At 63.0% G+C, this 18608-nt stretch carries 19 protein-coding genes; 8 read left to right on the top strand and 11 right to left on the bottom strand.

What is annotated here, in order from left to right; all coding sequences use genetic code 11:
- Positions 1-83: 83 nt before the first annotated feature.
- A complete protein-coding gene (locus BBD46_RS08755; protein ID WP_071401338.1) occupies positions 84-851 on the bottom strand; it encodes a heptaprenylglyceryl phosphate synthase in 768 nt (255 codons plus the stop codon).
- Between the two features lie 58 nt (positions 852-909).
- Positions 910-1611 carry a YkgJ family cysteine cluster protein gene (locus tag BBD46_RS08750; RefSeq protein WP_071401337.1) on the bottom strand — a complete coding sequence of 234 codons (702 nt, stop codon included), beginning with the start codon at positions 1609-1611 and terminating at the stop codon, positions 910-912.
- Between the two features lie 143 nt (positions 1612-1754).
- On the opposite strand from BBD46_RS08750, the gene BBD46_RS08745 reads away from it, so the two are divergent.
- Positions 1755-2018 (top strand): hypothetical protein, encoded by a 264-nt coding sequence (locus tag BBD46_RS08745; RefSeq protein WP_071401336.1) that lies wholly within the window; start codon positions 1755-1757, stop codon positions 2016-2018.
- Between the two features lie 43 nt (positions 2019-2061).
- Here BBD46_RS08745 and BBD46_RS08740 read toward each other — a convergent pair whose 3' ends face one another.
- Together BBD46_RS08740 and BBD46_RS08735 are read right to left on the bottom strand one after the other, a co-directional pair.
- Positions 2062-2886, bottom strand: a complete 825-nt coding sequence (locus BBD46_RS08740) for an MBL fold metallo-hydrolase (protein WP_071401335.1) — start codon at positions 2884-2886, stop codon at positions 2062-2064.
- A gap of 60 nt (positions 2887-2946) precedes the next feature.
- Entirely contained in the window at positions 2947-3228 is a 282-nt protein-coding gene (locus BBD46_RS08735) for a helix-turn-helix domain-containing protein (protein WP_006653868.1), read from the bottom strand.
- A 246-nt stretch (positions 3229-3474) separates the two neighbouring features.
- Here BBD46_RS08735 and BBD46_RS08730 point away from each other — a divergent pair, with 246 nt between their 5' ends.
- Positions 3475-4182, top strand: a complete 708-nt coding sequence (locus BBD46_RS08730) for a class I SAM-dependent methyltransferase (protein ID WP_006653869.1) — start codon at positions 3475-3477, stop codon at positions 4180-4182.
- A 130-nt stretch (positions 4183-4312) separates the two neighbouring features.
- Positions 4313-5218, top strand: a complete 906-nt coding sequence (locus BBD46_RS08725) for a glycosyltransferase family 2 protein (protein ID WP_071401334.1) — start codon at positions 4313-4315, stop codon at positions 5216-5218.
- Positions 5219-5450: 232 nt separating this feature from the next.
- Here BBD46_RS08725 and BBD46_RS08720 read toward each other — a convergent pair whose 3' ends face one another.
- The 3 genes from BBD46_RS08720 to BBD46_RS08710 all read right to left on the bottom strand — a co-directional run bounded on the left by BBD46_RS08720 (position 5451) and on the right by BBD46_RS08710 (position 9197).
- The gene (locus BBD46_RS08720; RefSeq protein ID WP_071401333.1) at positions 5451-6938 is read right to left on the bottom strand and encodes a M20/M25/M40 family metallo-hydrolase; all 1488 of its coding nucleotides are present in this window, start codon (positions 6936-6938) and stop codon (positions 5451-5453) included.
- Positions 6939-7133: 195 nt separating this feature from the next.
- Positions 7134-8096, bottom strand: a complete 963-nt coding sequence (locus BBD46_RS08715; RefSeq protein ID WP_071401332.1) for a DUF368 domain-containing protein — start codon at positions 8094-8096, stop codon at positions 7134-7136.
- 258 nt (positions 8097-8354) lie between these two features.
- The gene (locus BBD46_RS08710; RefSeq protein WP_071401331.1) at positions 8355-9197 is read right to left on the bottom strand and encodes an amidohydrolase family protein; all 843 of its coding nucleotides are present in this window, start codon (positions 9195-9197) and stop codon (positions 8355-8357) included.
- A gap of 190 nt (positions 9198-9387) precedes the next feature.
- Here BBD46_RS08710 and thsA point away from each other — a divergent pair, with 190 nt between their 5' ends.
- Complete coding sequence (gene thsA, locus BBD46_RS08705; RefSeq protein WP_071401330.1) at positions 9388-10932, top strand: thermosome subunit alpha; 1545 nt, start codon at positions 9388-9390, stop codon at positions 10930-10932.
- 212 nt (positions 10933-11144) lie between these two features.
- On the top strand, positions 11145-11516 hold the full coding sequence (locus tag BBD46_RS08700) for a HalOD1 output domain-containing protein (protein WP_071401329.1): 372 nt from the start codon (positions 11145-11147) through the stop codon (positions 11514-11516).
- Positions 11517-11622: 106 nt separating this feature from the next.
- On the opposite strand, the gene BBD46_RS08695 is transcribed toward BBD46_RS08700, so the two are convergent.
- From BBD46_RS08695 to BBD46_RS08685, 3 genes are all read right to left on the bottom strand, one after another.
- A complete protein-coding gene (locus BBD46_RS08695; protein ID WP_071401328.1) occupies positions 11623-12612 on the bottom strand; it encodes an SAM hydrolase/SAM-dependent halogenase family protein in 990 nt (329 codons plus the stop codon).
- 75 nt (positions 12613-12687) lie between these two features.
- On the bottom strand, positions 12688-13125 hold the full coding sequence (locus BBD46_RS08690; protein WP_071401599.1) for a hypothetical protein: 438 nt from the start codon (positions 13123-13125) through the stop codon (positions 12688-12690).
- A gap of 111 nt (positions 13126-13236) precedes the next feature.
- Complete coding sequence (locus tag BBD46_RS08685; protein WP_006653878.1) at positions 13237-13755, bottom strand: nicotinamide-nucleotide adenylyltransferase; 519 nt, start codon at positions 13753-13755, stop codon at positions 13237-13239.
- 378 nt (positions 13756-14133) lie between these two features.
- On the opposite strand from BBD46_RS08685, the gene lonB reads away from it, so the two are divergent.
- Genes lonB through BBD46_RS08670 form a run of 3 tightly spaced genes read left to right on the top strand, consistent with a single transcriptional unit; the run spans position 14134 to position 18056 of the window.
- Positions 14134-16506, top strand: coding sequence for an ATP-dependent protease LonB (gene lonB / locus BBD46_RS08680; RefSeq protein ID WP_071401327.1), 2373 nt, complete (start codon positions 14134-14136; stop codon positions 16504-16506).
- Positions 16507-16524: 18 nt separating this feature from the next.
- Positions 16525-17664 carry a CPBP family intramembrane glutamic endopeptidase gene (locus BBD46_RS08675; protein WP_071401326.1) on the top strand — a complete coding sequence of 380 codons (1140 nt, stop codon included), beginning with the start codon at positions 16525-16527 and terminating at the stop codon, positions 17662-17664.
- 44 nt (positions 17665-17708) lie between these two features.
- A complete protein-coding gene (locus tag BBD46_RS08670) occupies positions 17709-18056 on the top strand; it encodes a hypothetical protein (RefSeq protein WP_071401325.1) in 348 nt (115 codons plus the stop codon).
- A 19-nt stretch (positions 18057-18075) separates the two neighbouring features.
- Here the strand turns inward: BBD46_RS08670 and BBD46_RS08665 are convergent, their stop codons facing one another.
- On the bottom strand, positions 18076-18546 hold the full coding sequence (locus tag BBD46_RS08665) for an MGMT family protein (RefSeq protein ID WP_071401324.1): 471 nt from the start codon (positions 18544-18546) through the stop codon (positions 18076-18078).
- Positions 18547-18608 lie beyond the last annotated feature (62 nt).

Below are 18608 nucleotides of genomic sequence, written 5' to 3'. Positions count from 1 at the left end.
GCAGAGTCAGGTAGACAGACAGACGGTACCGGAGTAATCGGGTGCATCGGTACCGGACTAATCGGCCGCGCGTTCTGAGACAACTACCGACCCGGAATCGTTCGCTGATACAGCGCCGAGTCGTCGTGATAACAGTCGCCGACGACGACTGCGTCCGCACCCGCCTCGAGTATCTCCATCGTCTTTGCGGCCGAGTCGATACCACCGCCGTAGAGCAACACCGTCTCGTCGAGGTATCGTGCCGCGGCTTTCACGTCTTCCGGGCCGCCGTAGGTGCCCGAGTACTCGACGTAAAAGATCGGGAAGTCGTAGAACATCTCGGTCGCGAGGGCCGCTCCGGCGACCTGCTCGGACGTATACGCCGTCTCGACGCCGGAAACGCCCGCGGCAGCCGAGTCGACGTGCTGGACGACGTACCCCTCACCGATCAGTTTCGTCGCCAGTCGCTCGACGGCGTCGACGCCCTTGGACGTGATCAGGTCCCCGACGATCGGCACGCTGCTACCGGTGAGTTCGTCCGGCTTGCGTGCGATTTCGGCGAAGAGATCGAGGTGCTTCCCGACGAAATTGTCGCGATCCCCGTTGTAGACGGCAGGCACGGACAGATAGTCAACTGCGTCGAGCGTGTCGGTCGAGACCTGCTCGGCGCTGTAGGGCTCCTGAAAGATTGGCACGTCAGGGGCGAGCCGCGAGATCGACTGGATTGCCTCTAGCGTGTTCGACTCCGTCACGTCGTCGGACCCGCCGACGATCACCAGATCGGTGTCCGCGATGACGCCAGCGTCGTCCGGAAGCGGCTTCGCGGGGTCGACTTTCGTCACGTGCCGGATGTCGGTCCACGGAATGTCCATACTGAGCTATTTGACGAGGTGTATAAATTTCCCGCTGGTTTCGTGTTGTCCGCCGGTCTCAGTCTTCGATCGGCGTCCCGTCCGGCTGCTTTGCCCCCTCGGAGTCGTGCACGACGACCTCGCCAGATTCGACCGGTGTGGGGTCGTACGAATCGCGAACGCCGATTGCCTCTTCGAGTTCCCGTACGGCGCGCTCCTTGAGCGCCGCGGCGAGGTCCTCGGCGTCCGACCGGGAGATATCACGACCGAGTCCTTCACACTCGTGAGCCCGGACGACACCCTCCTCGTCGGTTTCACCGTTGTCCCGTTGTGCTCCCAGCGCAACGCTGTCGACGACCTCTCCCATCGGCTGGCTGGTGCCGGCGAGTGCCACACTGAAGGGATACGTGCGACAGATCAGCGGCCGGTCGTCGTGTGCGACACACGCGCCGACACCGTCGTCGTCCTCCTCGTAAAAGGCACAGTCACCACAGCCGTCGGTCTGGAGCGCCCACTCGAAGGTCTCGCCCTCCGGACCGTCCTCGCCGTCGGCGAGCCCGTACGGCATCGGTCGGGCGACGTCGCGCCAGTCGCGCTCCGTCGACTCCTGAAGGTCGCGCACTTCGTCCGGGAACACCGTCGCCGTGTGGTCGTCTTCTGCCTCGCCGGTACAGCACGCGCCACAGCGCGTACACTCGAAGCCGATCGACTCGATGGCGTCGGCGAGCGCGTCGACCTCCAGGGCGCGGGCTTGCTCGAGTTCCGCCTCCAGTGATTGCACGTGTACGTCTGGTCATACGTGCCGAGCGGGAAAAGCGAGTCGCTCGTGATGCCGGTGTCTGTCGTCCCTATCCGCTCAGCTGACGGGCGGCCGAACCAAGATCAGGACAAACCGTTACGACCGCCCGCTCCGTATGGTACTGTATGACATCGTTGAACGAAGAGATGGCCGACGTCCAGACCGAGATCGATCACGTCCGCGACCGAATTCGGACGGACGTCCCCACCCTGTTCGAGTTCGACGTCACCGTCAGTCAGATCGAGTACAACGCGAACAACAACAGCGTCACCCTCACTGTCGAGCCGGGTTCCAACGCCCGTACGCAAATCTCGGACGAGTTCGGCGGCGTCAGAGTGAAAATGGAAGACCAGCTAACGTTCGAATTCCAGTTCAGTTCACAGGAGTAACCAGTTGTCGATGGGCAGCGTAGAGCGCCCGATAAAGAACAGGTCACCGCACTCGTGCGCGCTCCCCATCCCACTCGAGTACCCCCTCGGTATCGAGTTTCTGCAGATGTGCACGGACGGTCGCCCGCGCAAGGTCACGAACCCCGGTCAGGTCCTTCTCGTACGCGCCGTCGAGGGTTTCTGCGAGCGTCGTTGCACCGTCCTCCACGGCCCCGAGAACGCGCCGTTCGCGGCGCGCGCGGTGATCGAGCAGCCGTTCGGTCGTCTCCCGCGGCGCGTCGATGGTCGGCCCGTGACCCGGGTAGAGCGCCGGCGGGTCCATCGCCCAGAGCCGGCGCAGTGTCGTCACGTACGCACGCATGTCTCCCTCCGGTGCGCCGACGACGACGCTGCCCTCGCGGACCGCACAGTCGCCGCAGATGATCGGTCCGCCGCGGCCGTACTCGAGTACGACGTGGTCGGGCGCGTGGCCCGGCGCATCGAGGATGCGGAGGTCGGTGTCGTCCAGTTGGATTGTTGTGTCCGGCCCGAACTCGCGGTCGGGTGTCTGTCCCGTCGCTGCCGCAAACCGGTCGACGCGGCCGCGTCTGGCCCAAACGGTCGCGTCGGTGTCGTCGGCGTAGGCACCAACAGCGCCGACGTGATCCGGGTGCGTGTGGGTGACGACGATGTGTTCGACGGTGCGATTGGCGACGAGTTCGTCGAGTGTGTCGGTTCTGGCCGCCGGATCGACAAGGGCGGCTTGCTCCTCACCGATGATGTACGCGTTCGTCTCACCGCTCGGTGCGCGTGTTTCGACGGGAACGACACAGCGAGTAATAGCACTGCACTCAGACACGGCGGCGGTGTCGGGCGGAGACGCGACCATACTCCGACATCACGGGCGACGACAATGTGGTTATCGACAGAACAGCCCCTGCGATCGCGGTCAGTTCTTCAGGTAGTACACTTGCTTGCGCGCGTCACGGAAGCTGTACCGGGAGTCGACGAGGCCGACGTCCTCGAGACGGTTGAGTGCGTAGCGAACGGTGCGGTCTGGCAGCAGCGACTCTTCGGCGAGCTGTCCCTGCGAGAGCGGCGAATCGGTTTCGAGAACTTTCGCAACCAGTTTTGCGCTCGGTGGGAGGTCACGAAGGCGTTCGCGGTACTCGTCGGCTGAGAGAACCTCCTCGGCTGCTGCGGTGCCATCCTCTGCGGTACTCGTGCTCATACCATGTCGAGCGGAATCGGTGCTGGTAAAGCTTCCCTATATGTGGATACGAATAATCCAAGTTGTATAAGGAGTACACATGTGATATTAATACAGGAGCCAAATTGCATCGACTGTTTGTCCGACCCCACGCCGTGAGTCGATCGCAGACGAACCCGTTCGGGACTAGCCTGACTGGTGACCAGTCAGTTCCCCCGACCGACTCCAGTATCGTTTTATCCCACGGCTACTGTAGTTCCGCCCAGTGTGAAAGGACAGGAGTGGTACCAGGCCGACGACGTCGCCGAGGAATACGACGACAAACGCTTCTCGAAGGGCGGACAGCTGATCGACCGCCGCGAGAAGCAAGCCGTCCTCGAGGCGATCATGCCTGTCGAGGACCGGAATATCCTCGAGATCGCCTGTGGTACCGGGCGATTCACGGTGATGCTCGCCGAACAGGGCGCCGACGTCGTTGGACTCGACATCTCTGCAGCGATGCTCCAACAGGGACGAACAAAAGCACAGCGCGCCGATCTCGCGGGGACACTCGAGTTCCTGCGCGGTGACGCCGGGCGGTTGCCGTTCCCGGACGATCACTTCGATACGGTGATCGCGATGCGCTTTTTCCACCTCGCGGACGATCCGGAGGCGTTCTTGCGCGAAATGCGGCGCGTCTCGCGCGATCAGATCGTCTTCGATACGTTCAACCGCTTTAGCGCGCGCAGCGTCTACAACTGGGCGCTGCCGATGGGCTCGCGGCTGTACTCGAAGAGCGAGGTCAGCGAGTTGCTCGCGAAGGCGAACCTGACGCTGGTCGACGTTGAGGACGACTTCCTCGTACCGTACGGCCTCTATCGGTCGATTCCGAACGGGCTCGCCTCGCCGATTCGGACGGTCGATACCGCGATTGGTGGGAACGCAGTTACCGACCACTTCGCGTCGGTGTCGTACTGGAATACGCGGCTTCGGTGACTCACCGCTCGTCTGGTCGTCTGGTCGCTTGATTGCACGGTCGCCCAGTCGCACCACCGCACCAGTGCACCACCGCACACCGGGCACAATCCCATCGTATTTTTACTCCCGGGGTGTTCTACCAGAGCATATGGAGCTCTCGGTAGTCGTCTCGACGCTCAACGACCGGGAGCGATTGCTGTCCTCGCTCGATGCGCTCGCTGCGGTCGTCCCGCAGTCGACGGAGGTAATCGTCGTCAACGGCCCCTCCTCTGACGGAACGACTGGTGTCGTCCGCGACCGTCCCGATGTCGACGTCCTCGTCGAAATTTCGGAGCGAAACGAGAACGTCTCGCGCAACGCCGGCTGCAGCGTCGCAACGGGCGACGTGATCGCCTTCCTCGACGGCGCGCACGCAGTCGAGAGCGGCTGGATCGACGCCATCGAAACCGCGGTCGCGGACGGCGCGGACGTGGTTACCGGCCCGGTCACTGGCTCGGGGGCACTCGAGACGGTCGACGAAGAACGGACGGCGACCGTCGCCCGTCGGTCACTGACGCTGTTCGACGGGAGTAACGTCGCCTTCGACCGAACGGTGCTCGACGCGCTCGACGGGTTCGACGAGTATCTGCAGGGTGCCGGAGCGCGCGACTGTGCTCATCGGGTGGCCGGTCTCGGCTTCGACGTCCACTGGCAGGAAGCGATGGCCGTTCGCGCCGAGGTCGGAGCCGACGGCGGCCAGACCGAACACGACTGGGGGGCGACGTACCGAGCGCTTTCCTACCGGCTCGCGAAGAACTACGGCCCACGACCGACGGTCGTCGTCCGAACGATCGGCAGCGCGCTTCGCGACGGCGCTTCCGGCGTCCGCCGGATCGTTTCCGGTGAGGCGACGCCGACGGGTTGGGTGTCGGACGGCACCGACGTGGTTACTAACACCGCACGCGGATTCGTCGACGGTGTTCGTGCTCGAGTTGGTGATCGGTCGGCTCAGCGGAATCCGAACGGGATTTCGGTGCGCCACGATCGGGCGGTTCGAGTGTACGACCGCCGGTAGTCGGGTCCAGTTAGTCGAACTCTACTAGTCAGGCGCCGATAACCGAGAGCCCATAGTTGAGACCTGTCACATAGCGACCGTATCGATCGATATCGAGAGTCAGAACAGGGGAGTCAACCCCTTCGTTTCTACCCATTCGTGTCACGGCCTGCCCTCCGTCGCTAACCGAGTCATCGAATTCACCAAGTTACCAGGTCATCGAATCCGTCCGTCAGCCGCAGTCATGGCCGACTCAACGGTCGGCGTATGCTAGCAGAATCTCAGCATGAGACAGTTCACAGTCAACGAGTCCGCCGACGGTGTCAGTGCCGTCGACGACGATGAACTCGTCGGCCCCATCGGAGTTGGTGCCGTACCCGAGTCCGATCCCATAGAGGACGGGAATGTCAAATCGCGTTCCGAACACCGCCCAGGGAATACCAGCTGCAGAGAACGGCCACAGCGTCAGGTTGGTACCGTGATCCTCGAACACCTCCCTGGCGGCCACGACGAGGTCGGAGTCCGGATCGGTCTTACACCAGGTGTGTTTACCGAACACGTCGATGTCAACGTCCTCAAACCCCTGATTGTCGAGGTGGTCACGGAGTTGGCGATGGGCGATGTCCGGATCGAACCCGCGAGGCATCCGAAGGTCGAGTGTCGCGTGTCCCTCCCCCGGGAGGATGAACGGCTTGGTGCCGGTTCCGGAGCCGAGAAATCCCGTGTTGATTCCCTGGATGTTGCACGACTCGGGCCCGTAGAAGTGCTGGACGAACGCCTCCACAACATTATCCTGGAGGTCCGCTTTCAGCCGCGTCACTTCGCCGCCACCTAGAGAGAGGCCTGGAAGGTGTTGCCACAACTCGTCCCTGGGTGTCTCCGTCTGGGTGTCGAAGCGGTCGACGAACGCGCGAACCTCCGCGCGTTCGTCCTCAGTCGGCGGTTCGTACTGGTCGTAGAAGCCGTCGATCTCGATCTGGGTTCCGTTTTCAGCGGTTAACGACGAGAGGGCGTCCACGAGTCGCCAGGCAGGGCTGTCGACGGTCGCGTTACTCATCGCGTGGATATCGCCGCCGACAGGCCCCCGTCCCCACCGGTCGCCCGAAACCTGCAGGGTAAAATACAGCGCGGACTTGTAGCCGAGCGATCCCGTCACGTTTCCGTCTTCGCTCTGGCCAGCGAGCGGGCAGAGACAGGCGTCGGCGTCCCGGATGCGGTCGGCATACCGATCGAGCATCTCGTAGTAGTGCGGACTGCCGTTGATCTCCTCAGCCTCCAGCAGGAACATGACGTTCACCGGTAGCTCACCGAGCGCGTGTTTGGTCGCCTCGAGTGCGTTGAGCCAAGCCACGAATGCGCCTTTGACTTTGATCGCCCCGCGACCGTAGATGACTCGGCCGTACGCTTCGGTCTCGACGAGTTCACCGCCGAAGGGATCGTGAGTCCACTCGTCTTCGTCGCCGACGGGGCGGGTGTCTAGCATCCCGTAGTTGACGATCGTCTTCTCTGCGCCAGCGTCATAGTACCCCCAGACGCCCGGCGCGCCGTCGGTCTCGACCAGTTCCGCCTCGTCACACCCGATCTCTTCGAGGTAGTCACGAGCTAGTTCGGCGATTCCCCGGAGTCCGTTTCTGTCGACGCTAACACTCGGCTGGCGGATCGCCCGTTGAATCCGATCGATGTGGTCGTCCAGATCCGACTCGATCTGCTCGCGGAGTTGTTTGCTGTCTTGAGTGGACATTGCTAACATCTAACGTACTGTAGTACAAATTACTATGCACCGTAGAAACGGCACCTGGGGCTTAATTTCGGCACCTTCACGCAAACGTCTAGGAGTTAAAACTGAGATACTGTGGCCGCTTCTACCGACGACTCAGCATCTATTCAACACAGCAGATAGTTGGGAGCGACTAGCTGGGGCTGCTCACAAGAGGTCTTATTCTGGGTCGAAGCCGCCAGCCAGCGCATCGAGCGCGAACAACACGAGTGCCCCGAGTACCGCCCACGCGAGCGTGAACCCGATGACTTCACTCGTCCAGGCGTGTGCCTCGCCGATGTTGTGCAGCGGCGCAGGCACCGAGCCGGCGATCAGGCCGACCAGAAAGAGCAGCGTCAGGTCGCGCTGCCAGTCGAGGGCGGCCCGAACCACGCGGGCGATCGTGACCAATCCGACCAGGCCACCGATAACGAAGACGACGACGGACGTCCCCGGATCAAAGACGGCCTCAACCGAGCCAGCGCCAGAGACGAACTGCCCAATCGCGGTAATGAAGTCACTCAACTCGGTCATCATCACGACGTATTGACCGAGCAGGATCAGAATAAGCGAGCCCGAGACGCCGGGGAGGATCATCGCGCTGATCGCAAGCGCACCCGAGAGGAAGATGAGCACCAGTCCGGTCCCCGGTAGCTGGAGCACGTTACTCGCGACGAGCAACGCCAGCGCGGTCCCGGCCCCCGCAGCGAGTAGGTGTCTCGTCGTGCTGAACGGTAGACTCCGAAAGAGGACCACCGCCGAGGCGGCGATGAGCCCGATAAAGAAGCCAAAGAGCGCGATCGGCTGGGATTCGGAGAGTGCGGAGACCGCACTGCCGATGAGCGCGACCGCGGTTACCATCCCGATACCGAGCGGGAGCAGGAACTGCAAGTCCATCTCGAGTAGTGCCTCGCGCGCACGGTCGCGACGGTCGGGGTCGTAGCCGCGGAGGACCTCGAGTGCGCGGCCGGGTGTGAGAGCGGTGACGGCGGTGATGAGGCGGCTGTAGAAGCCAAGGAGGAGGGCGACGGTGCCGCCGGAGATGCCGGGGAGAGCATCGGCGATGCCCATACAGAGGCCGTAGCAGTAGGTCCGGAGGAGGGCGAGGCGGTCGCCGATTCCCTGGTCGACGTTATATCCCATTGGTTGGTGGTCGGTGGGTGTTCGGGGTGCTCAGAGTGTTCGGGATGTGCTGGATACGCTGGGTGCATCGGGTACACCGGGTGTTCGTCGAGTGTCGGGCAACCAGTGATCGCAGCCGAATCCATCCCGCGTCCATACGTGCCGGGTATTGGGGCACGACTATAAATCACTGCACTCGTCGCAGCAGTGGAGTATCGTTGTCAGGTCTGGGAATTCGACGGGAGACGGTCGTCGCGTTCGCCGTTCAACTCGCAGCCCTTAGTGACGAATCCGGAACTGTGCATCCGGCGACAGCGCCTCGATCACGCGACACGCATTCTTCGAAAACGCCCGCCAGAGCTTATCTTCGGAGACGTCGAGCGTGAGAATCTCCATCACCGCGACGTTCGGATGACAGGCCGGCGCACCGCTGCCGAAGAGGACGCGGTCGGGATGCTCGAGTAGCGCGCGCTCGAGTACGTCCCGATAGCGGACGAAGCTCGTCTCCACGTAGCAGTCGTCGAACTCGTCCAGTAAATCTACCATCTCGTGCATGTGGTCCCGGTCGAGCGGGTGGCCGCCGAAGTGGGCGACGACGACGGGGAACGAACGGCCGAAGACGGGTTCGGCGAGCGCGGCCGGTGGCGCGTCCGCCCCACCGCGGACGATCAACGGGAGGCCCACGTCGTCGAGCGTCTCAAGTACCTCTTCGTCCGGCAGGCCGTCGGTGAGTGGATCGAGGACGAAGCCGTGAAAACGGTCGTCGTAGGCGTACTTTTCGACGTCGCCGGGCGTCGTGTGGTACTCCTCTCGGCCGCGGCAGTTGACGACGTTGTGGAGGCGGCTCGTGGCGGTTGCGCCGGGCCGACGCGAGCCGTTGATCCGGGCGAACGCGACGAACGGTCGGTCGACGCTGCGTCTGGCGACGCCGTTGTTGGCCGCGACGTAGCTCGTCTCCGATTCGGCCGGTGGAAAGACGACCGATCTGGTGATTCCCGCTTGGTGCATCTCCCGTTCGAGGCGGTCGGGGGTGATCGTCCGACCGCGCGGTTCGCCGCGTCGTCCGGGGGCCAGCCGGGCGTAGCTGTCGACGACGCGAAACCCGTGTTCCAGCTCCAGCATCCCACGCGGTCGTTGTGCGTCGAACCATATTTTGCTACCGACTTTCACAACACCCGGCAGCACTCCGCTGTCGGTGTCAGAATCGCAAGACGGAGAAGGTGCAAGAGGGAAACTTTTATATAGAAGTGCTGACGACATAGTTAATGAGGATTCAATCATGGCACAACAGCGACGCATGGGCGGGCAGCCCATGTTCATTATGAGCGAGGACAGCCAGCGAACACAGGGCCGCGACGCACAGTCGTCTAACATCATGGCCGGCAAGGCAGTTGCCGAGGCCGTACGGACGACGCTCGGACCTCGCGGGATGGACAAGATGCTCGTCGACTCGAGTGGTGAGGTCGTCATCACCAACGACGGCGCGACCATCCTGAACGAGATGGACATCGAGCACCCTGCAGCCCAGATGATCGTCGAAGTCGCCGAGACCCAGGAGGAGGAAGTCGGCGACGGCACGACGACCGCGGGCGTCATCGCTGGAAACCTGCTCGGTGAGGCAGAAGACCTCATCGACCAGGACGTCCACGCCACGACCATCGTCGAGGGCTATCACGAGGCCGCCTCGATCGCACAGGACGCGATCGACGAACAGGTCGGTGACGCCACCGTCGACGACGAGATCCTGAAGCAGGTCGCCGAATCCAGCATGACTGGCAAGGGCACCGGCGGTCTCACCGCCGAATCGCTCGCCGAGACGGTCGTCGAGGCCGTCCGCCACGTCGAGAGCGACGCAGGCGTCGCCCGCGACAACGTCACTGTTCACACCCAGGTCGGTGCGTCCTCGAACGCGACTGAACTCGTCCCCGGTATCGTCATCGACGAGGAGCCGGCTCACGAGGGTATGCCCTCGGAGGTCGAGGACGCCTCGATTGCCGTCCTCGACGTCGAACTCGGCGTCCGCACCGGCGACGTCGACGCGGAGTACGCCATCGACTCCATCGACCAGCTCAACGCGGCCATCGACGCCGAAGAGAGCGAGGTGCAGGGCTACGCCGAAACCGTCGCTGAAAGCGGTGCTGACGTCGTCATCACCACGGATGACGTCGACGACCGCGTGAGCACGTTCCTCGCGAACGAGGGCATCCTCGTCTTCGAGAACGTCGGCAGCAGCGACACCAAGGACATCATCTCCGCAACCGGCGCAACCCGCGTCGGCGCACTCGACGACCTCGAGGAAGCCGACTTCGGACACGCCGACCGCATCAGCGCCGAAAACTACGGCGACGACGACCTCGCGTTCGTCGAAGGCGGCGCAGCCGCCGAGACCGTCACCGTCTTCGTCCGCGGCGGCACCGAACACGTCGTCGACGAACTCGAGCGCGCCATCGGTGACGCACTCGACGTCGTCTCCACCGCACTCGAGTCGGGCGAGGTCGTCCCCGGCGCAGGTGCCACCGAGATCGCCATCGCCGACAAGATCCGCCAGGAAGCCGCCGGGATCGAGGGTCGCAAACAGCTCGCTGTCACCGCCTTCGCGGACGCGCTCGACGTCGTGCCACGAACGCTCGCCGCGAACACCGGTCAGGACCCGATCGACGCACTCGTCGACCTCCGCGCCGCCCACGAATCCGAGGGCCGCGCCGGCCTGATCACCGACGGCGAAGACGTCACGATCGGCGACCCACTCGAGTCCGGTGTCGTCGACCCGGCCGACGTCAAGCGTGAAGCGGTCGAGAGCGCGACCGAAGCCGCGACGATGATCGTCCGCATCGACGACGTCATCGCCGCCGAGTAACGCGTTCGTCGCTGTCTTCCGTCGCGGTATAGCTGTACCGCGTTTCGATTTTTCTGCTCGTCAGTATTGCAAGCGTGGGAGTGGAAACTGTTCAGATACCGAGGACGAACCACATTCTGACCATCCGGGTACCACATTCTGGTGTTCGAACTGGTCACAGTGCCCGAATGGCCAATAGTGTTAAGTGTTAACATCTCTTCCCACTAGCTGTTATGTCCGGCATGGCTCCATCAGACCGCTTAACACCGGTCCACGAGGCGGTTGGCCAGACGGTCTACCACGACGATACTCGCGGCACCTACCACCTCTGGTGTGATGACAGCGAGTACGAGCCCGTGACGGTGGCGCTTCCACTCGCCATTTCGTCGATTTCGGGCATCGAGCCGGCCGAACTCGAACCGCTCGCTAACAGCATCGATCCGGACGCCCTGGACGCTTTGGTCACCGACTGGCGACGGCGTTCGACACACCGGATCGATGAGCGAACCGGTTCGATCTCGTTTCTGTTTGCCCAGCACGGGGTGACGATTCACGACGACGGCGAGATCGTGATTGATCCCGAACGGTCAGGCACCGGCAGCTAACAGCTGGTGTCCGTTTTTGTCCTGTCTACCCGTCCCACTCAGCCCCAGCGTTGGCGCTCACAACTGTTCCGTCACCAGTTAGTGTTGCCTCGCTTGTCGTCCAGCGCTACGACTCGACCGCGGGGAACTCGAGTACAACTGCATCACCAACCCCGAGGCCGAACGCCTCGTCGCCCCGTCCCTGGTTGACATCGAGTTCGACGTAGCCGTGGCTGCCGACGGTTGCGAGGCGCTCGCCGACGGGAACGGCAGCGAAGGTGTCCACAGCGGGAACGCGTTCGCCGTTCGCCAGTACCTGGTTGTAGTTGTGGTCGTGGCCGTTGTCGTGATCGTCGTCACCGCCATCTGTCGTCAGAAAATGCCCGGGAATGTTCGTAATAGCGTTGCCGAAATCGTCGACGACGAGCACCTCTCCCTCAGCGCGGTCGTCGTCGACAGTTGCACTTGGCAGTGTGCAGTCGACGACGGAGTCGGTCCGCTCGAGGAAGGGGAGTTCGATCAGGTCGTCGCGCCGTTCGAGGCCGAACTCGTGAACGTCGCCAGCAGCGGGTGCAAACACGTCGCGGCCGTGGAACGTGTTGCTTGCCGGACCAGCAGTCGCGTCCGCGCTCCGTTGGAACTCGCCCCGGCCCGCAACCGCCGGCGGCTCGAGTTCGGTTTCGTCGATGACGTAGTACTCGAGTGGTTGTGCCGACGATGTCGACGTGTCGCCGTCCGTGCCTGTGCCTGTTCCTCTACTTGTGTCTGCGCTTGCGCCCGCGAGTCGGCGGGCGGCGGGCAGCAGGACGCCGTTGTCCGGTCCGACGAGGATGTGTTCGCCCGCGCGGACGACGAGTGCGTCGCGGTCGGTGCCGACGCCGGGGTCGACGACCACAAGGTGGACTGCCGGTGGGTAGTACGGCAGGATTTCGCGCAGCCAGAAGGCGCTCGCCCGGATGTCCTGGCGCGGGAAGTCGTGGGCGATGTCGACCAGTCTGGTCTCGGCGGGTGAGTTGGTCCCAGCGCCGATTTCCGTACTGTTGCCGACACGCTGACAGAGCACGCCCTTCATCGCCGCCGGATACGGCGAGCCGAAGTCCGACGCGATCGTGATCATACCGTATCGAAGTCGCCGATTCAGGAAAGGTCGTTCGGAACCAAACTTGCGGTCGGAGAGCGGGCCACCGTCCGCTCAGGTCTCGCCACGGACTGCCGCAACCAGCCAGGCAACCGCCCAGCAGACCACCGCCAGCAGAAACAGGGCGACCGCCTCGTGGCCGGTTACGCCGGCGACGGACTCGAGTCCGAACGTCAGTGCGATCGACGCTGATTGGAACCCAGGCCCCAAGAATTCCGCAAAGATAACGACGAGCGGATAGCTCGCGACGGCGCTGACGAGCGCACAGCACTCGAGACAGAGTAGGACGAACGTGCCGGGTCCGAGTGCAAGCTCTGTTCCCGATCCTGCTGCGTCGATGACTCGTCGGAGCACGACAAAGCCCGGTGGCAGACCGGCGGTCAACGTCAGCGCGACTGCGTACATCGAAAGGCTCTGCAGCGTATTACTGAGTGCACCAAAGCCGCTCGTCGGTGTCGTCATCCCGGTGGCAACGGCGAGCGTTACGAGCATCCCACCGAGTGCAGCGACGCCGAGTATTGCTATCGTTGTCGCCACCCACGGCGAAGGAAATCGGGTTAGATCTCGTCCCTGTGAGCGGTCTGGAACCGGGATGTACACGCGCTACTCGCCGTTCGAATCCGAGCCGCTGACCATCTGAATGCGCTCGATACCGCCGATTTCGTCGACAACTTCGACGACCGGTTCCGGGACGAGCGACTCCCAGTCGCCGCCGTTGATCATGCGTTCGCGAACTTCGGAGCCCTCGAGTACGTCCCGGTTGAACATCGGGGACTGGCGGATTTCGATGTCGGCCTCGCGAAAGAGTTGGATGACGAGCGGGTTATTCGAGTAGGCGACGTCGAAGTCGGGGCTCATGCTCTGGACGTGGCTCACCCAGACGGAGTTGCGCTCTAAGTCCTCGATGGGGACCGCGTAGGTGACGAGGTCGGTGTCGACGAGCGACTTCGTGATCATCATGATTCGCTCGCCGGCGGTGAACGGGTTGCGAACGGTGTGAGAATTGTCGGCGCTGCCGATGCCGAGGACGAGTTCGTCGACGTCGGCGGCGATGCGTTCGACCATGTTGTAATGGCCGTTGTGGAAGGGCTGAAAGCGGCCGATGTAGAACCCCCGGGTCATGCCGGACATTGTTTTGGCATCGCGCTTAAGCGTGGCGAGTTGGTCGCGGGCAGCGTGATCCCACGTCGGGTTTCGCCCGTCGTTCCCCACTATTGGGGTTGACCACGACCACCCCCTTCTCTTTGCAGACAGATACGTCCAGTACTATATGAACCAGTCTCGAGTTCTCGGCAGAGAAACCGGTTTCTCCCCGTGAGTGTCTGTGTATGTAACGGGTAATTCGCTGTCACGTCCACACGGATCTAGGCCAGTACCGTTCCGATATAGGACGTGTCCGTTAGCCGCCCTATCCGCCGTTTTCGGCACTCGACACGATTCGACGCATGGAGAAAGTATATCAGTGGCAATCCCTTCGAAACAGGTACCGAACAGAGTTCTATGAGCAACGATACGAACGTTGACGACCCTCCCGAGGACGCCTCCGGAGCTGCGCCGGACGAGGAACAGGCGCAGGAGACGGAGCGGGAGCACGAGACCGAGCGCACGGAGGAGCGTTCGCAGTCTCAGGCTTCTGACTCTCAGTCTCAGTCGCAGTCACCGTCTCGCTCTTCGGAGACGGAGCGTCAGGGAGACCGGTCGCCGACCGACGAAACCGGTGACCCAGACGACGTCGACGGCGGAACTGATGTCACCAGCGACGATGCACAGGAGAGTCGGATCACCGTCGGTAGCGACGGTCTCGGAACTGACGATGCCGACCACGAGCAGGCCGAGAGCGGAGACGATCCCGTAACGAATAGCGTTACTGGAAGTGTCACGGACGACGATGGCGGTGACGACGAAATCGAAACCGTCGACGACCTCGGTAGTACGGTCGAAGTCGATCCGGGCGTCGAAGTAGACGAGGAGATTGCCGAAGACGACCTTCTCGGTGGCCTCCAGATCGAGTCGACCGAAGATATCGAGGTTCCCGACCGGCTCGTCGATCAGGTTATCGGACAGGACGAAGCGCGGGACATCATCATCAAGGCAGCAAAGCAGCGCCGACACGTGATGATGATCGGTTCCCCGGGGACCGGGAAGTCGATGCTGGCAAAGGCGATGAGTCAGCTCCTGCCACAGGAGGATCTGCAGGACGTTCTGGTCTATCACAACCCGGACGACGGCAACGAGCCAAAGGTCCGTACCGTCCCGGCTGGGAAGGGCGAACAGATTATCGACGCGCACAAGGAGGAAGCGCGAAAGCGCAACCAGATGCGCTCGATCCTGATGTGGATCATCATTGCGATCATTATCGGCTACACGATCCTCAGCCCGGCGAGCATCCTGATGGGGATCATCGCAGCCGGTGTCATCTGGCTCATCTTCCGCTACACCAGCCGCGGCACGGACGCGATGGTGCCGAACATGATCGTCAACAACGGCGAGCAGCGCCAGGCACCGTTCGAGGACGCAACCGGTGCACACGCCGGTGCGCTGCTGGGCGACGTTCGCCACGACCCGTTCCAGTCCGGTGGGATGGAGACGCCGTCTCACGACCGCGTCGAACCGGGCTCGATCCACAAGTCCAACAAGGGCGTGCTGTTCGTCGACGAGATCAACACGCTCGACGTGCGCACCCAGCAGAAGCTGATGACGGCGATCCAGGAGGGCGAGTTCGCCATCACGGGCCAGTCCGAGCGCTCCTCGGGCGCGATGGTCCAGACCGAACCCGTCCCCTGTGACTTCATCATGATCGCTGCAGGGAACCTGGACGCGATGGAGAACATGCACCCCGCACTCCGCAACCGTGTCAAGGGGTACGGGTACGAGGTCTACATGGACGACACCATCGAGTCCACGCCGGAGATGCGCCGGAAGTACGCCCGGTTCATCGCCCAGGAGGTCGAACGCGACGGCCGCCTGCCACACTTCACCCGCGACGCCGTCGAGGAACTGCTCCTCGAGGCCAAGCGTCGCTCGGGTCGGAAGAACCACCTGACGCTGCACTTCCGCAGCCTCGGTGGACTGGTCCGCGTCGCTGGCGACATCGCCCGCGCCGAGGACCGCGACCGCACGACTCGTGACGATGTGCTCCAGGCCAAGCAGCGCTCCCGGTCGATCGAACAGCAGCTGGCCGACGACTACATCGAGCGCCGCAAGGACTACGAACTGCAGGTCACCGACGATGGCGTCGAAGGCCGCGTCAACGGCCTCGCAGTCATGGGCGAAGACTCCGGGATCATGCTGCCCGTCATGGCAGAGATCGCACCCGCACAGGGTGGCGGACAGGTCATTGCCACCGGGAAGCTCAAGGAGATGGCCGAGGAGTCCGTCCAGAACGTCTCGGCGATCATCAAGAAGTTCTCCGACGTGGACCTCTCGGAGAAGGACATCCACATCCAGTTCGTCCAGGCCGGCCAGCAGGGTGTCGACGGCGACTCCGCCTCCATTACGGTGGCAACCGCCGTCATCTCCGCGCTGGAGGACATCCCGGTCGACCAGTCGGTCGCGATGACCGGCTCGCTGTCGGTCCGTGGCGACGTGCTCCCGGTCGGTGGGGTCACCCACAAGATCGAAGCCGCCGCCAAGGCCGGCTGTAGCAAGGTTATCATCCCGAAAGCCAACGAGCAGGACGTGATGATCGAAGACGAGTACGAGGAGATGGTCGAGATCATCCCGTGCTCGAACATCAGCGAAGTGCTCGACGTTGCACTCGAGGGCGAACCGAAGAAAGACTCGCTCGTCGACCGCCTGAAGTCGATCACCGGCTCGGCGTTCGATCAGCAGACGGTCGGCTCCGCAAGCGGGTCGAACCCGAGTCCACAGTAACGACAGGAGGGTCGATCGATGGTACAGTGGACGGCGTTCGCGGCGATCACGGGCGTCGTCCTCGTGTTGTTGCTCGTTCTTTCGCATCTGACGCAGTCGTCATTTGCTGACGCTGAGGGTGACGCTGACACCAGTACTGGCACTGACGCCGATACGACGACTCCTACCGACACGGACGCAGCAACTTCTTCCGAGTCTGACTCCGCATCAGCGAGCGCTGGGGAGTCTGCAGCGTCCGTGGAGTCCGTGACGGAAGATAGCCATCCTGTTCCAGAGTCAGCTACCGACGCCGGTACTGACACGGCTATTGACACTGGCACCGGTACTGGCACCAACACCGATACTGACACCAACACCAGCGTCGATATCGACATCGGCACCGACCTTAGCAACGCCAGCGCCAATACCAACGCTACCGAGACCAGCGACCGACCACACGACACAGCACGTTCTCCCCCCCGTGCCCAGCGCGACGAAATCGACCCGACCGACCTCTCGACGGGAATGCTCCTCGCGAACGTCGCCGTCTCACAGGGTCTGTTCCTCTTGCTCATCCTCGGCGCGATTCTCTACACCGGCATCCCAGCGTGGGCACTCGGCGTCGAGTTCAGCGCTGACTACCTCACGACCGGACTGCTCATCGGCACAGTCGCCGGTATCCTCCTCTACATCGGGAACGAGTTTGGCGCCGCGCTCGCGACACGATTCGGCTTCGACCACGACGAACGACTCCGGTCGATGCTCGCCCCCGACTCCGCACGCGGCTGGCTCGTCCTCCTGCTCGTCGTGCTCCCGATCATCGCCATCTTCGAGGAACTGCTCTTTCGCGCCGCGCTCATCGGCGTCCTCTCTGCCGGCTTCGACATCTCGCCGTGGCTCCTCGCCGTCCTCTCCTCGATCGCGTTCGCGCTCGGCCACGGCATGCAAGGCAGCGTCGGCGTCGCCGTCACCGGCGCGCTCGGGTTCGTCCTCGCCGCCCTGTTCATCGTCACCGGCAGCTTCCTCGTCGTCGTCGTCGCCCACTACCTGATCAACGCACTCGAGTTCGTCGTGCACGAAGCGATCGGACTCGAGTGGAGTGAGTCGCTGGTGGGTGCAGAGTCAGCGTCTACATCTCCCTCCGCGTCTGCGGCAGCCGATCCGGACCGAGAGGAGTAGCGTGGAATCCGAACGATAAAGCGGCCACACGAGTCAGTTCGGATATGAGTCGGAGCAACGATATCCCGGATGCAGCGTATCGTGCAATCTTTCTCGGTGTGATCCTCTACTTCGCGCTGGTCGTCTACAGTGCGATGACCGGAGACGTGATCGCGTCGCTTGCCGCCGAGTTCGTCTTTGGAACGATTGCGATCGGTGTCGGCGTCGTGTTGTTCGATCTGGCGGATGGGGAACTCTCGGCAGCGTTAGGCGGTGCCGTCTTTCTGATCGTCGGCGGGATCGCACAGTTTGGAGCGCTGTTCACACAGTCGCCGACACTCGATCAGGTGTCGTCGCTGCTGGTCTTCGTCGGGATCGGCCTCTATCTGTACGTAACGTGGACCGCAGAGTAAGAGTCGACTGACGCTCCCACTACAGCTCTTCGAGCGAGCGGAGTTTCTGCTCGACAGCCGGCGGCGCAGCACTCGGGCCGTCACGGACGCGGTGGTCGGGGATCAGAATTGGGGCCGGGTTCTCGTCGAGCGCGGTCCGAACCAGGATGACGTCGTCTTGATCGTCGGGGTCGAGGTCGGGTGTCATCTGCGTGAGCGTGGCGACGTCGACCTGATCGCCGTAGGGGATCGACTGTACTTGCTCGAGTACGGCGCGCTGGTCGGTCGGAATCGTCAGCGCGACCTGTACGTCGTCGAAGGTTACCGGTTCGAGGCCATCCAGGTACTCGAAGAGCTGATCGAGTACGGGGTGGTCGTCTTCGGCGTCGCCCTCGGGTACGTCCGGAAAGGAAACGGTCAACACGCGCCCGCTGGCCGCACCGAGCTGTACGTACCGGTCGAGATACGTCGACTCCCGCGCGTAGATTCCAGCGTCCGTAACGTCCTCCATACGCGGTCTGTAGGAAACACGGCCTTGAATAGTCGCCGGTCGTCGCTGTGAGTGGCGGCGGA

It is taken from the genome of Natrialba sp. SSL1, from assembly GCF_001861355.1.
In the GTDB taxonomy this organism is placed as follows: Archaea; Halobacteriota; Halobacteria; order Halobacteriales; family Natrialbaceae; genus Natrialba.
This window is presented reverse-complemented; position numbering and strand designations above follow the sequence as displayed.